11 protein-coding genes are annotated in these 13,558 nt (G+C 55.2%); 3 read left to right on the forward strand and 8 right to left on the reverse strand.

Annotation, left to right across the window (positions count from 1 at the left end):
• Window positions 1-70: 70 nt before the first annotated feature.
• Window positions 71-1,000, reverse strand: a complete 930-nt coding sequence (locus tag CAF78_RS16255; protein WP_085674015.1) for a malate dehydrogenase — start codon at window positions 998-1,000, stop codon at window positions 71-73.
• Between the two features lie 377 nt (window positions 1,001-1,377).
• On the opposite strand from CAF78_RS16255, the gene CAF78_RS16260 reads away from it, so the two are divergent.
• Window positions 1,378-2,763, forward strand: coding sequence for a GntP family permease (locus tag CAF78_RS16260; protein WP_085674017.1), 1,386 nt, complete (start codon window positions 1,378-1,380; stop codon window positions 2,761-2,763).
• Window positions 2,764-2,957: 194 nt separating this feature from the next.
• On the opposite strand, the gene CAF78_RS16265 is transcribed toward CAF78_RS16260, so the two are convergent.
• Window positions 2,958-3,800: a LysR family transcriptional regulator gene (locus CAF78_RS16265; RefSeq protein WP_085674019.1), complete on the reverse strand. Its 843-nt coding sequence runs from the start codon at window positions 3,798-3,800 to the stop codon at window positions 2,958-2,960.
• Between the two features lie 103 nt (window positions 3,801-3,903).
• On the opposite strand from CAF78_RS16265, the gene CAF78_RS16270 reads away from it, so the two are divergent.
• Window positions 3,904-4,293 carry a tautomerase family protein gene (locus tag CAF78_RS16270; protein ID WP_085674021.1) on the forward strand — a complete coding sequence of 130 codons (390 nt, stop codon included), beginning with the start codon at window positions 3,904-3,906 and terminating at the stop codon, window positions 4,291-4,293.
• Between the two features lie 58 nt (window positions 4,294-4,351).
• On the opposite strand, the gene CAF78_RS16275 is transcribed toward CAF78_RS16270, so the two are convergent.
• Window positions 4,352-5,152: a class I SAM-dependent methyltransferase gene (locus CAF78_RS16275; protein ID WP_256573845.1), complete on the reverse strand. Its 801-nt coding sequence runs from the start codon at window positions 5,150-5,152 to the stop codon at window positions 4,352-4,354.
• Window positions 5,153-5,231: 79 nt separating this feature from the next.
• Window positions 5,232-5,462, reverse strand: coding sequence for a hypothetical protein (locus tag CAF78_RS16280; RefSeq protein WP_027918244.1), 231 nt, complete (start codon window positions 5,460-5,462; stop codon window positions 5,232-5,234).
• A 1,461-nt stretch (window positions 5,463-6,923) separates the two neighbouring features.
• Between CAF78_RS16280 and CAF78_RS28085 the strand changes: the two genes are divergently transcribed.
• Window positions 6,924-7,562, forward strand: a complete 639-nt coding sequence (locus CAF78_RS28085; protein WP_143515064.1) for a hypothetical protein — start codon at window positions 6,924-6,926, stop codon at window positions 7,560-7,562.
• Window positions 7,563-7,789: 227 nt separating this feature from the next.
• On the opposite strand, the gene CAF78_RS16300 is transcribed toward CAF78_RS28085, so the two are convergent.
• From CAF78_RS16300 to CAF78_RS16315, 4 genes are all read right to left on the reverse strand, one after another.
• Complete coding sequence (locus tag CAF78_RS16300; RefSeq protein ID WP_143515065.1) at window positions 7,790-8,974, reverse strand: hypothetical protein; 1,185 nt, start codon at window positions 8,972-8,974, stop codon at window positions 7,790-7,792.
• Between the two features lie 218 nt (window positions 8,975-9,192).
• The gene (locus tag CAF78_RS16305) at window positions 9,193-9,846 is read right to left on the reverse strand and encodes a hypothetical protein (protein WP_085674031.1); all 654 of its coding nucleotides are present in this window, start codon (window positions 9,844-9,846) and stop codon (window positions 9,193-9,195) included.
• Window positions 9,847-10,111: 265 nt separating this feature from the next.
• Complete coding sequence (locus CAF78_RS16310; protein WP_085674033.1) at window positions 10,112-11,329, reverse strand: hypothetical protein; 1,218 nt, start codon at window positions 11,327-11,329, stop codon at window positions 10,112-10,114.
• Between the two features lie 322 nt (window positions 11,330-11,651).
• Entirely contained in the window at window positions 11,652-13,289 is a 1,638-nt protein-coding gene (locus CAF78_RS16315; RefSeq protein WP_085674035.1) for a hypothetical protein, read from the reverse strand.
• Window positions 13,290-13,558 lie beyond the last annotated feature (269 nt).

Genomic DNA, 13,558 nt, shown 5'->3' on the forward strand with positions numbered 1-13,558 from the left:
AGCGGCCTTGCGTCGCGATGGGCTGCAAAGCAGCCCCAATATCTCGCCAGCTTGATGCCGCTTCCCCAGTTCAAAGCGCTTTCATCTCCGCAATATCCCGCGCCACCTGGTCCGCAGAGTGATCAAACATCGCCTGCTCCTGGGCATCCAGCGGCAACTCGATCACCCGGGCAATCCCCTCCTCTGCCAGCACGCATGGAACGCCCATGGCGATATCGCTGCGCCCGTATTCTCCTTCAAGAATCGCAACCGCCGGCAGAATGCGGTTACGCCCATTGGCGATCGCATCCACCATCTGCGCAATGGCCACGCCCGGCGCATCGCAGGCACTGCCGAGCTTCTTCAAGCCCAGAATCTCGCCGCCACCTTTACGTGTGCGCTCCACAATCTGCTCGATCTGCTCACTGGACAGGAAGTGCGACAGCGGCACCGACCCGATCTGGCAGTAACGCATCAGCGGCACCATGCTGTCGCCATGCCCGCCCAGCACCAGCGCCGTGATATCCCGGGCAGAAAACCCGGTCAGCTCGGCAATGAAGCACTTCATGCGCGCGGTATCCAGCACGCCGGCCTGGCCGAATACCCTGCTGCGTCCCAGCTTGCTGAGCGAACAGGCCCGATAGGTCAGCACATCGACCGGGTTCGACACCACCAGCACCGTCGCTGCCGGCGCATAGCGGTTGATGTCGTGCATGATGCCGTCGAGGATTGGCAGGTTGATGCTCAGCACGTCTTGCCGCGACTGGCCAGGCTTGCGCGGCACGCCTGCGGTAATCACCACCAGCTCCGAGCCCTGCAGCATTTCGGCCTTGGCGCCACCCAGCACCTTGGTATCGGAACCTGACTCGACGGCCGCCTGCCAGATGTCTAGCGCCTTGCCCTGGGCCAGTTCACCCTGCACATCGAGCAACATCAGCTCACGGCAGTACTCTTCCCGGGCAATGATCTGCGCCGCCGCCTCGCCCACGATCCCGGCACCCACGATTGATAGCTTGTTCACCTGACACCTCCCAGCGGCGCGCGCCACCAGGAGCACGCCTGCGTATACAGAGAAGTATTGCCTGCCAAGGCGAAAAGACCATGTGATGCGACCGCATGCTATTGACAGCATCCCACCGTCGCGGAAATACTTTGTAAAGATTCATATAGATGACCAAATAACAAGGTGAATCGCTCCATGACCGCACTGCCCAGCCCTACGCGCTTGCCCGGCGCGACACCTCCGTCCGCCAGCCCCATTCCTCCGATGTTCGAAGTTTGCGCATCCAGTCGGCCCTCCGCCCGCGACCGATAACGGGTAGCTACTGCCCGCAGCCCCCTGTCATGCCCGCAATGCCTGAGTGCCGCTAACGCGCCAGCCCAACCGAGATTCCCTGAATGACTCCCTTAGATATACAGCTGTTGCTGACCGCACTGGTCAGTGTCCTGGTGCTGGTAGCGCTCATCGTGTCCCGCCTCAAAATGCACCCGCTGCTGGCCTTGCTGGTGGTGTCCATTGGCGTGGGCTTTGCCACCCGCATGGAACCCGGCAGCATCGTTGCTCACCTGCTCACTGGCGCCGGCAAGACGTTGGGTGCGGTCGGGGTGGTGATTGCGCTGGGCGCGATGCTGGGCAAGATACTGGCTGACGCTGGCGTCACCGAGCAGGTCGCCGACGTGATCCTCAAGCGCACCTCGGACCGCATGATCCCGTGGGCCATGATGCTGGTTGCCTTTGTCATCGGCATTCCGATGTTCTTCGAGGTAGGCCTGGTGATCATGCTGCCGCTGATCTTCAGCGTGGCGCGAAAGCTGGAAGGCCAGGCTCGCTTCAAGGGCTCGGCGTACGTGTATGTCGGTGTGCCGGTGATTTCGGCGCTTGCCGCCATGCACGGCATGGTACCGCCGCACCCTGGCCCGTTGACTGCCATCGCCGTGCTCAAGACCTCGGTCGGGCCCACCATGCTCTATGGCTTCCTTGCGGCTATCCCGGCCATGATCCTGGGCGGCCCGCTGTATGGCCTGTTCATTGCGCCGCGCATGAGCACGCGGCCGGACCAGGCATTGCTGGACCAATTCACCCTGACTGAAAAAGCCGCCAATCAACCCCGCCCCGGCGTGTTGATCGGCATGCTGGCCGCGTTGCTGCCGGCGATCCTGATGCTGGTGCACGCCGTCGCCGAGATGGTGCTGCCCAAGGGCAATGCGATGCTGGAACTGGCCAGCTTCCTCGGCAACCCGCTGATCGCCATGCTGCTGGGCGTGCTGTTCGCCGGTGCAAGCCTGGTACTGGCGCGCGGCGGCGACGCCGAACAGCTGCGCGATGCGCTGGGCAAAAGCCTCAAGCCTATCGCCTCGATCATCATGATCATCGCCGGCGGCGGGGCGTTTCAGGAAATGCTGACCAGCGCCAAGGTGGGCGATGCCATTGTGCACCTGACTCAACAATCGGCCTTCCCTCCGTTGCTGCTGGGGTGGCTGATCGCGATGTTGCTCTCGGTGTCTACCGGCTCCGCCACCGTGGGTATCGTAGGGGCGGCCGGGTTGCTGGCGCCGCTTGCAGGTGCAGACCCTAGCCTCAACTTGCCGTTGCTGGCCCTGTCCATCGGTTGCGGTTCGCTGTTCTTCAACTACGCCAACCATGCAGGCTTCTGGATGGTGAAGGAGTCCTTCGGCATGACCATGGGCGAAGCGACCAAAACCATCTCGGTGGTGCAATCCATCGTGGCGCTGGTCGGGTTGATCGTGGTGTTGATGCTGAATGCGGCGATTACCGTAGGTTGAACCGGACTTAAAAAAGGCGAGCCGGTTCGCCCGAAATCAGAGAACAAAAGCCGCAAGCGCCGCCGCCCCTGTAGGAGCTGGCTTGTTCTGGTCAAGTTTTGCCGGACACCGATTACGGTGATCAAGCCCCCTGCTGCCTCGACTTGAAAGACTGGCAAGAGTCGGATGAGAAAGCAGGCTGCGCAACCCATAACCTATGCCAAAAAACCCTGCAACAATCGCCGCACATTTTCCACTAGCGCAGACTCCCCCTTACGCGGCGCAAGCAACAAGAACCTGGCTTGCGCCAACACCGGCATGCCAGCCCGGTAAGGCTCCACGCCATGCGGTACGGCACTCGCGTTAATGCAGGCTATTCCAAGCCCTGCCCGCAATGCCGACTGCAGCCCCGCCACACCTGAAGTCGAATAAACGATCTCGTATTCCACCCCGGCGCGCTCCAACACCTGGCAGCTGTACTCCGACAATCCGCACCCGCTGATCGCGAGCAGTGGCAGCGGCTGGTCGGGCTCTGGAACCCAGCCGGCAGCGGCTACCCATTGCAGTGGCTCCTGCCTCACCTCAAAGGTGTTGGAAGTGGACACGCGCTCGTTAAAACGCATGGTCAAGCCAATGTCCAGGTAGTCACTTGCCTGATCAATTTCCAGGCTCTTTTTCATAACCACATGAAGTCGCAGCCGTGGATGCCATTCACGTAGTTTTTTCAGTAGCCCAGCAATGTCGTCGGGGCGGAAGTAATCGGTGATCGCCAGTCGTATCTCCCCTTCGAATTGTTCGCCTCGTACATCGGACAGCGCCCGCTCTCCCAGGGTAAGGAGCTGCCGCGCATGGCGCACAAGACGCTCACCCGCAGGGGTGGGGCGAACGCCTTGCTTGCCTCGTATGAGCAACTCGACGCCAATGGCATCTTCCAGCTTGCGCAGCTGTTCGCTGATGGCGGAGGTTGAGCGAAACAGGGCCGGAGCGGCTGCAGAGATACTGCCTGCGTGACAGACCGCCAAGTAGACGTGGAGCTGGGCAAGGTCGAGGTGGTACATGCAGGTTCCGGATAAACAGGAAGATGAGCACTGATTTTCCCGCTTTTTAGGAACATGTTCAAAGGCTAAGTTACAGGCACATTCACTGACGAGGATGACTCAAATGCCTGGTATCACCCTGACCTTGTCCGGCGCACCGAATGCTGCGTTGGCGTCCGGCCTCAGCCACGAGCTGACTGAACTGACTGCACGCGTTCTGGACAAGCAGCCATCCCAAACGATGGTGATCGTTCGGTTCGTTGATGCTGGTTTGTGGTTTATCGACAGCGAATCGCTTGAGCGCTTAGGGCGAAACAGCTTTCGCCTGGAGGTCACGATCACCGACGAAACGACAACTGTGGAGCAGAAACGGCAGTATCAGCGTGAAGCCTATGATTTGCTCTCAGGACGCATCGGGAATGTGCACCCTCATTCGAACGTCCACATCATAGACGTGCGCGCTACGGCTTATGGCTATGGCGGGGTGCCGCAAGCTGCAAAGCTATGGGGCTGAAAGAGGAATCAGGGGCGATTCACAACGCCCCTGAACACCCTGCTGCCCATCTGCTGCCTCACAGTTTTTCTGCTACCAGGGCATAACACATGGGTACCTGCACCACGCCCTGGGTGTAGACGTCGTACAGATCTTCCCGATTGGAATGCGCGTATTCGTTGAATGCGCGCAGCCTCAACCCCGCGCCCAATACCCCCATGAGCAGATCGCCCAGGCGGTGGATATGCCAGTAAGACGCCTGCCCGGTTGCCTCGCCCTTGCCCTCGTAAACAATTGCCCCCGTTTCGACCACCGGCTCGGCCTGGAAGTAGGAACCACTGATGCGCCAGGGGTCGCTGGCTTCGGGATCGAGCATTTCCAGAAACGGATGCGTTTCGTAAATCACCAACACCCCGCCCGGTTTCAGCGTCCTGGCAACGTGGCTGAAGAACAGACCAAGGTCGGGCATCCAGTTCACAACACCGATAGTGATCAACGCGACATCGAAGCGCGCGTTGAGCATGGTCGGCAGCGCGTGAATGTCGGCCTCGACGAACTCAGGCGAATACTGGGATCGCTCGGCCAGCTCCTGCGCTTGCTTGAGAAACGCCGAAGACTGATCGACACCCACCACTTCCAGTGCGCCAAGGGCAAACAGCGAAAGCACTTCGCGGCCATTGTTGCAGCCCAACTGGATAACCGACTTGCCCGCTACGCCTACCTGTTGCAAGTGTTCAGTCAGGGTCGAATCCAGGCACGAAAAGCCTTTGTCCGCCACGGCGTCGGTAAGCCGAGCCCACTCAGCGCTGCGCCGGTGGTGGTCGGCGGAGGCATTCCAGGCGTCACGGTTGCTGGTGATGACATCCTTGTGCGAAACCATCTTGAACCTCATCTTTGTTCGCTGAGGTTCTGACATTAGCAGCTGCGCCAGCCTTGGGCTGGCGACAGCGTTGCTTTCATTAGTCGACCAGGTGACTAAGTTCGTTGGGATCGATCATCTTCCCGCATTGCTCACTGGCCAACCGGCTGATGATCCGGATCGCCTGGTGAATACCTGCGGTGTTGCGGAAGCTCAGCTGAGGGTTGTGTTCGCACTCCAGCACTTCATCGTGCTGGACCAAGGCTTCGCCGAGCAGTTCGAGGGTCCAGGCGTAGCTTTGGATGGTGGATAAGCGTTCCTGGTCAGTCATGGGGCACCTGCCTGGGTTGGGAGGTGGGGCGAGTCAGGTCGCAGATTGGGTAGAAGCGGTGAGGTTTCGGGGCCGGCGCGGGGCGGCGGCGGAGAACGGATGCGAGGATCCTGAACGGATTTCTGGTGGTCATGCATGAGTTCCTTTCGTTGTGGAACTGCCACCGCTCGCGGCCAAGCAAGTTTAGGTGGCAGCAGTACGCGGGTTGGCCGACCGGGACGAAAGGAGCCCGGCACACCCGAAGGTGTCCCGCGCACCACCGCCATAACGCGACATCGCGGGCACAAAAAAAGCGCCTGCGATGAAGATTGGGCGCTGCTGCGCCTTTCGATTCCGACCGGCCAAGGTCGCATCGCCGATGCTTCGACGACTGGGGCAATTTATCCCTATGGGCCCGCTTGCGCAAGGGCGCGTGGGGTGTTCTGAGGCCATACGTTTTGTAGGAAGAATGCAGGTCTTTATGTTCCTCAGGCGGGACAGGTGAGCCTCAACGAGGTCGGTGAGCTCGGCGAGGAGTACGTCGGGGCTGGTTTTTAGGATTACTCTCAGGTGGCGAAATCATTATCTCGAAAATTTTGAGCTTTTGCCCCGTAAACATTGGGCAAAACCGAAAATCTGGAAATCGGTTATCTCAAAAGCTGCCAATTCTTAAGTGGAAAGCTGCGAACTCGAAAGCTGGGCTGGTGGGATTGGACCGACGAAGGGAGCCCCAGGGTGTACAGTCCCTAAAACCTGCGGAGGTGGATTTTTCTAGATTCCAGAAAGCGGGGTAACAGCGTGGATTTCCACCGCGTCCCGGCAAGGTCAAACCACCTGTTTTTCGGCAATTTGTTCCAGCGGCCGCTCGGAAAATCGCATCAACCGAGAAACAAAAAAGGCCAGCATCGCTGCAAGCCTTGATATGTGGTGGAGACAGGAATCGTACCGACACGAAAGAGTCTGAATTCAATGGGTATTATTCTTAAGGTTACAACTCTTTATCTCTAAAATTATCCCCAGCCTATTTTCAGGATCCCGACCACTGCGAAATGGCATGACAGGATGATGGAGGACGGCTACCCAATCGCCAAAGCCAGGCTCAGGCTCGTCTGGGGAAAGGCAGCTAACGAACCGAAGCAGACACTTGAGAATAACCGGCTTCGTGAGTGCGACACGCACTCTGTGGGAGCGGGTTTACCCGCGAAGCAGGCGACGCGGTGGATGGCACCGGCTTTGCCGGTGCTCGCGGGCGAACCCGCTCCCACAAGGTTCGCTGCAGGACGCAGCGTCGGCTATGGGTCGTAGATTGCCGGTCGCGAAGGCTGAACTTATTTAGGTTAATCAGGCTCACCCATTGCAAAGCAGGTCGTCGTCAGGGACTCTGGAGGCCGCAGCACGTGGCCAGGAATTCGTCGCAGATATCGCGAATCGTGCCGATGCGTTCTCGTGGCTTGATCAGCTTTTTGCACAGGAGTCATGACGATGCGAGTACACACGTATGTGATCGCCATGGACATGGGCTCCGCGCCAAATTACGATCCGCCGGCCGTTACGCTGGCGGTATGTAAGCCGCGCATCCGCAAGAAGGCGAAGGTCGGAGAGTTGGTGCTCGCATTTGCAGGTGCGAAAGTTAATCCTGCCTCCCGCCACAGCGTTGTCTGGACCGGTATTGTCTCTGAAATCCTGACCTTCACCGAATACTGGGGCGACCGCCGTTTTGCCTCAAAGCGACCTGACCGTACCGAAATACCGGACAATTTTTATAAGCCTACCGTTAATGGCGGCTTTGCTTGGCAACCCAATCCCGTTCACGGGCGTGAGGCCCAAACTCACGACATCGGTGGGCTGAACGTACTCGTATTCGATCAGGCTTGGCGCTTTGGTGCCCTCGGTCCCGTTCTGCCAGAGGACTTTGGTCTGCGCATGATTAACGGCCGGCGCGGGGAGAGGGTTGCCGATCTCACTGACTCCATGTCGCAACGCCTCAAAACCTGGCTGAATGCCCATTCGCAAATCTCCATTGAGGTTGCCGGTGACCGCAAGCTGAGTTGCAGTCACTCACCCGGCATGCCGCCAGTCTTACCGCAGCCTGTTTCCTCAAACCGACGGCGTTGCTTGTAGTTGGGAGCATCTTCATGGAGTACACATTAAGCTAGCCCTAGCTGCTACGTTGCAGACCTGGCGGCCTATAACTGCGGATACCTCGCTCGCGCATGGCTCGATCACTCGACCCGGTTCCTTGCACGGGGCGAGTTCCAGCACCATGCCCGGCAGTAGTCGCTGTTCTGAAAAAACGCGGCCCTACAGGCCGACGTTATAGACGTTACCGATGTTGCTTAACGCTGCCGCTAATAGCCGTCGTCGGCTCTTGTGACGAGCATTATTGCAAACCATAAATTAAAAAATGTCACCGCCGCAATTCTCCTGGCCCAAGAGCGCGATTTCATATTGCTCTCACCAATAAATGAAATCGAGGAGGTCGCAGCTTTGCCTCCGGAAATAAAGCAGATAAGGCAAAACAGGAAATACTTTAAATGAGTGTATTCTTTATAGCGCGTAACCTTGTCTGTGTAAGTGTTTAGCTTTTTATAGAGTTCCTTAAGCCTATTAGTGTGGCCTGAAATGGGTACGAGCACCTTCTCGAAAAGCTCCTGGCCTGTAATAAGAAGATCAATTGGAGTTTCTTTGCAGTGTGCGATGAGCTTGTCATCCGAACAAAAATACGAGTTCAATTGTTCAATATTTGTATCGCTGAGAATATCCTCCATCCACGAATCACCGTATCTTCTAAACTCAGGCTCAGAGCGTTCTATCTCCAGTGGCAGCGAAGTGGACAGAATTCTTGCTTTATCGCATATGAGCTTTGCATTGGCAAAAATCGAGGGCTCTTTGTGGCACAAGATATTCAGCGCCGAATAACGTTCCTTATAAAATTCGAGGTGTTTTCCAATGAGGGCGTTTGTTTCAATTTTATGCTCCTCGTGTGATTTTGCCTGCGAGTCCACAACGAGATACATGCATCCGACAATTGTTAATAGGCACCATATATGATCGTAAGCATGTTTGAATTTCTGGCTTTTAAAGAGATTAGCCACCAGCATGATCGTCGCCCAGCCCCACATAAATGCAATGATGTAGTTAGCACCATTGCTCCAGAATCCCCCGATGTATCCTGTGCCAAAGTGAAACTCGTCGGGGATAAAGAATTCTAGCGGCGCAGAGCTTCCCAGCAATGACAGTGCGCCAGGTAGAAGCACTGCTGCAAGCATGGCTAATCCCGGTTTTCGTCCGAGTATAAACCCGCCCCTAACAAGAACACATGCAAGAGGGGCAAGCAACAGATAGATCGCTCCCGCGATAATTTTAACCCCGGTGCTGGGGTCAAGGTTTAGTAGGGGGAGCGGAAAGCGTGGGTCGTAGATATTGTTGAGCCACCCAAAATAACTTACACCTTCAAGGTTTTGAGCTATGCCATAGGCTGCAATGTGTGCAAACCAATAATAGGGCTTTAAAAATATAAATATTAAATGCACTGTTGCCACCGGCGTAAAAAAGGACTTGTCACGGCATTATATCGCGATGCTCATGTGACGTATGTAAGTTTTGCTCTGCGTCATTGGTCTGACTTTGGGAGCTGCTCGCCCAACCATCGTCTTGTGAGGCTTCATTCGGACAGAAGTCAAAGGAACTGTTTTTCTAACGTCCGCATAAAGGCTGCAGCCCTTAGGGGCTACTTGGCTTCAGCGAATGATTAGCCGCTACCAGGCCAACCGCAAAGGGCGGAAAATTCTGTGTACGTTTTCGTAGACCCCTTGATTGCCTGACCTAGAGGCATGAGCAAGCGGTCAAGTTCAGACTTGCTTGCTCCCCCGCTAGTCGAAACTAGCTCATTAACGTGATTGACGAAAAATGAGTAGCAATCAATTGCGCTCTTCCCTGTACCAGATTCCTTCCACTCATTTTTCTTGTCGAAGAGTAGCGACTTGCACTTCTGCCTCTCGTCGGTGGTTAAATTTTCGAAGATAGCCCAAAGTGACCTGATTGCATGCTGGTCATAAATCGGATTATTTTTATCTCTCAGATGCATTGCAAAGGCATAGAACACCACGTCGGTCTTAGTGGGTGCTGGCTGCTCTGCGGCATAGTTCTCACAGAATTTCTTGTATGCCTTCCATTTCCCTAGCTTCCACAGAAGTGCCTCTGCAAGGTCTTTTGGAGAATCCGAACTATTGTTCGAGAAAGCCTCAGTGCCCACGAGCAGGGGGAACCGATGGTCGTCGTATTGATATCCAAGTTTCGCTAGCTCTTTCGTTGCTTTCTCAATTGCGGACTTGTCCAGGCCACCCTCTGAAATGCTCTTCTGAAGGCTGGTTATTAGTTTGCCCAGCGGGCTCTCTTTGGTCATCTACGAAGTCTCGATTGCAGTTGCTAACGTTTGTTTAAGGGAGCCAGTTTTCGCGAAATGCGGAGCACGCGAGAAGGAGCGCGAAGACATATTTACTTTTCTCTACTTTAGTCGTCCTTTTCGGGCCATTAACCGTCCTCTGCGAAAGGCTGTTTTGGGTCGATAGCGTCCAGTCGCGAATGGCGGCTAACGACCCAAAGCAGACCCTCGCCAGGGTCTGCATACGGCCAGAAACTTTATTTAGCGCATAGAAAGCCAAGCGTGATCATTCAGCAGTTACCATATCAAAGAGAAACTGATCGGCAATCTTCCCAGCCTCCAAAAGTGGCGATGAAAGCTCAGTCAGAAGTGACTTACTGTGAGTTGAGAAGAACTCACTGGCGATATCGTCTAGGTCGCCGCCGGCAGCTTGAACATGTAAATCAATAAGGGAACGACGGGTCGACAGCAAAACAATCGGCCCCCTGCCATTGCGAGAGTGAATATCCAGTGTCCACGTGCCGTTCTCCTCAACGGTGAGCTTATCACACAAAGCTAATAGGTAATTACGGGCTTCTTGTCGGATTTCCTCATTGAACCATAAGCCAATACCGACAGAGAGGTCCGGGATTCCGGCAGTGAACGGACCGATGTAATCGTAAACTTTTCCAGCAAGGGTGCCGCTCCACAAAATTAGTTGAGCGTCATGGCACTTAAAACCGTCATTGGTGAGCGTCAAACCGCAAAAAGTAGGCCAGATGAAGTCTCCACCACTCCCCCCACGAGGGGCCCTGATTTTCTCAAGGCGTGTCCCCTGAAGCTCGACTCTAAGGCAGTTATCCGCAACTCTACCCAGCTCTGACAACCCTTGTGTGAGTCTTTGATATGCGGGGTAGGCGGTAATATCCGCCAGTTCGATACGGGTTCCGTTCATGCCATTGTCTCCAAGGAATTTTTTCAATTGTTTAGTTATGTAGTTCAGCGCACTCGCCGACGAGCTATGGTCCGTAAAAGCGTTTAAGTATTTTTCAATAGCACGCCAGTGCAACGTCCGATGGGTCCAGTCTGATGGCGGCAACGTGGAATGCGTAATAAGAACAAGGCCACCAAACGCCTCTTTCCGGCTTCTACGATATGACTGATACATAGACAGTTGATCGACTCGCCCCAATTCATCTTGGTATTGAGTAAATCCAGCGGAGATTTTGCTCTCTATAATCAGGAAAAAATTAGAACATCGTCCAATCAGGTCTGGGCGCTTACCCTCCGCGCCGTGGTCGCCAGGACCAATGACGTGCTGAGTCTCCCAGACAATTGAGTTAAGATTGCTCAAATCTCCAAGCTCGGCCGGTGCCAGTTTGAAGAGGTCAGTTAGCACCTCTGAAACTCGACCAGTAAGCGTCACTTGCCGTAGCCACTCGGCAAAGATCTCCGTGAGAAAGTCCTCAAGGGGCGTCCGAAATTCGTTCTGTCGGAACGCGAATAATCGGTCAAAAAAACTCATACCTTTCCTTGGACGTTGGTGCAAACCAAGATTCTGGCATATTCAGATGCTACTTTGCCGGCCAGATGCCATTACCACCATTGAAAAATTGGTCATGTGGATAGCCCCTCCAAAAAATGCCCAGAAGCAGTCATCAGCCACCCCTCAGCCGGAAAGCTTCCTACAAGCTCGGGAAGAACGGCTTAGGTCGTGGAAGGCCGCCACGGGTCGTTGCCGGCCCGTGGCGACCGACCGCTTCCGACCCGAAGCAGACCTTCATTAAGGGCTGCTAACGGCCAAAGCGACCACTCGCGAGTTGCATTTATCGGCCCCAAACGGTCTGTTACAACGTGTTACCTTCGGTGATGTAATGATCAAGCAGCATTAGCAAATTTGGTTCAACTCTGAGCAAAAAATTAGAGGCACCGAAACCAAACACGGATGCCAGGCTAGCCTTTGTCACTCTTCCTTGATCTTTGAGCAGCTGATCGCTGTGTTTTCGGCATGCCTCCAGCACGTGCGCTCGTGTCGGCGTTCTTGGCTTGTTGTTACCGGTACCTATGCAGATGGCTTGAACTCGGAAAGCCTCGTCCTGCTTGTCGATCTCCTTGTTCTGGCGATTCAGAAATGCTGTCAGCCCCCCAAAGCCATGTTTATTCATCTGGCGATAAGCCGGATATCTTCCAGGTGGAACCTCACCACTGGATAGGATCGCTCGAATAGCCTGATCACGGTTCTCCTTAAGAAACCAGTGCCCTGGAGCGTTGGTGGAAGCGGGTTGGACACTGACCCCGACCACCATCTCTGAAGTTGCTTTGCTGAAAAGCTCATTGAAGTGCCGGCTCAATTGCCCTGAATCCGCCAGCATGGAAGGCTCAACCCAAAGTACCTTCAGTTGATATTGGTCGTAAGCCTTTTGGCGCGCATTGACCTTCTTTGCATAATTGATGGCATCCTTACTTGTAGGATTTTCAATCTGTGACAACGGGTGGCGAAGAACCTCGACATATATTCCATTTAGCGCAAAGTCACCCTTATAGGTGCTGCCGCCGATCAAAGGGTGGGGGACAATGTTGAGGTTCCCCAAGTCTTGTCTGAGGGAGAGCTGATGCATCGCGACTCTACAGGCCTCATACCAACGTACCTCGCTCCAGCTGTCGAGCTTGATGCCGTCTGCGGTTGTCGGAGTGTGTGACTGTATTTTCCAGGATTGAGGCAGCTCCCCCTTATCGCACAAGTCTTCGAATAACTTTTTTACCGACATGCTCAGATGAGCTTTTATATAATGCCTGAGCGTATTGCCAGGAAGCTCAAGCCTGTAGACCTCGCCATTTGCGTCAAGGTGAATGTCATTATTGCTCAGTTCAAAGTCATTAACAAAGCGCCCCCTGGCAGAGCACAGACTCCTATACGCCTTGCGTATTCTGGCGAAACCTTCGGGTGTCGCCCATGAACCCGCGGGTACATTAGTCAATACACGCTTGATGCCGTGATCGGCACAGAAGCGCTTCAAATCACCGGGTTTGGCCAAATGCTGCTGCAATCCGCGCAGGACAGGGTCATCGTGTTTGGCTAGGACTGATGTAGACGGCACACCACCAAACAACTCAACGCAGCGCCTGGCAGCCTGCACCTCTCTTTCAGAGGTCCAGGGTGACTGAGCGGCCTGTGCAATCTGCCGCCGACTGGCCCACTCAGTTAATCCCGCTACCCCATAGGAAGCATAAATTGCGATGGCCAACTGCGGATAGCGACAAATTGTTTTCAACCACTCAGAGAGAGGGCGAGTTGCAAGATCGAGCTTGCTGTCCAGCGAGCGTAGATGCGCATTCAGGCTTTTGAGCATGTCTCTTGGAAGCGGTTTGCCCAGATCCAGCGTCTCCATCAAGGCGGCCCTTACCTTGTCACCCCGCGCGCCCTTACGCATGAAAGCGCGCCATTGCCCTTCATGAGCATCGGCCACTGCCTGGGCCAATTGCATGGGCATCTGCTCCAGTCGCGCTTGCGGCGAAGGAAGATTTAACCAGTCGTCAATCAGGGGCGCTCGCGCCTTACCTGAAGTGCTATTTGCGCTCACTTGTACCCCAGCTCCCGACACCTAATTTTATCAAAGTGAGCTTAACCGAGACTTCCGGATCTCCCAAATGGATACCGTATTATCACCGACTGTACAGCCAGAGTCATAAGCTTAGAGACTAGCATGCACCGGAACAGTTGAGTCCACAGCCGGAGGAGCCCTGAGGTCGAACG

Source organism: Pseudomonas sp. R28(2017) (assembly GCF_002112505.1).
Classification (GTDB): domain Bacteria; phylum Pseudomonadota; class Gammaproteobacteria; order Pseudomonadales; family Pseudomonadaceae; genus Aquipseudomonas.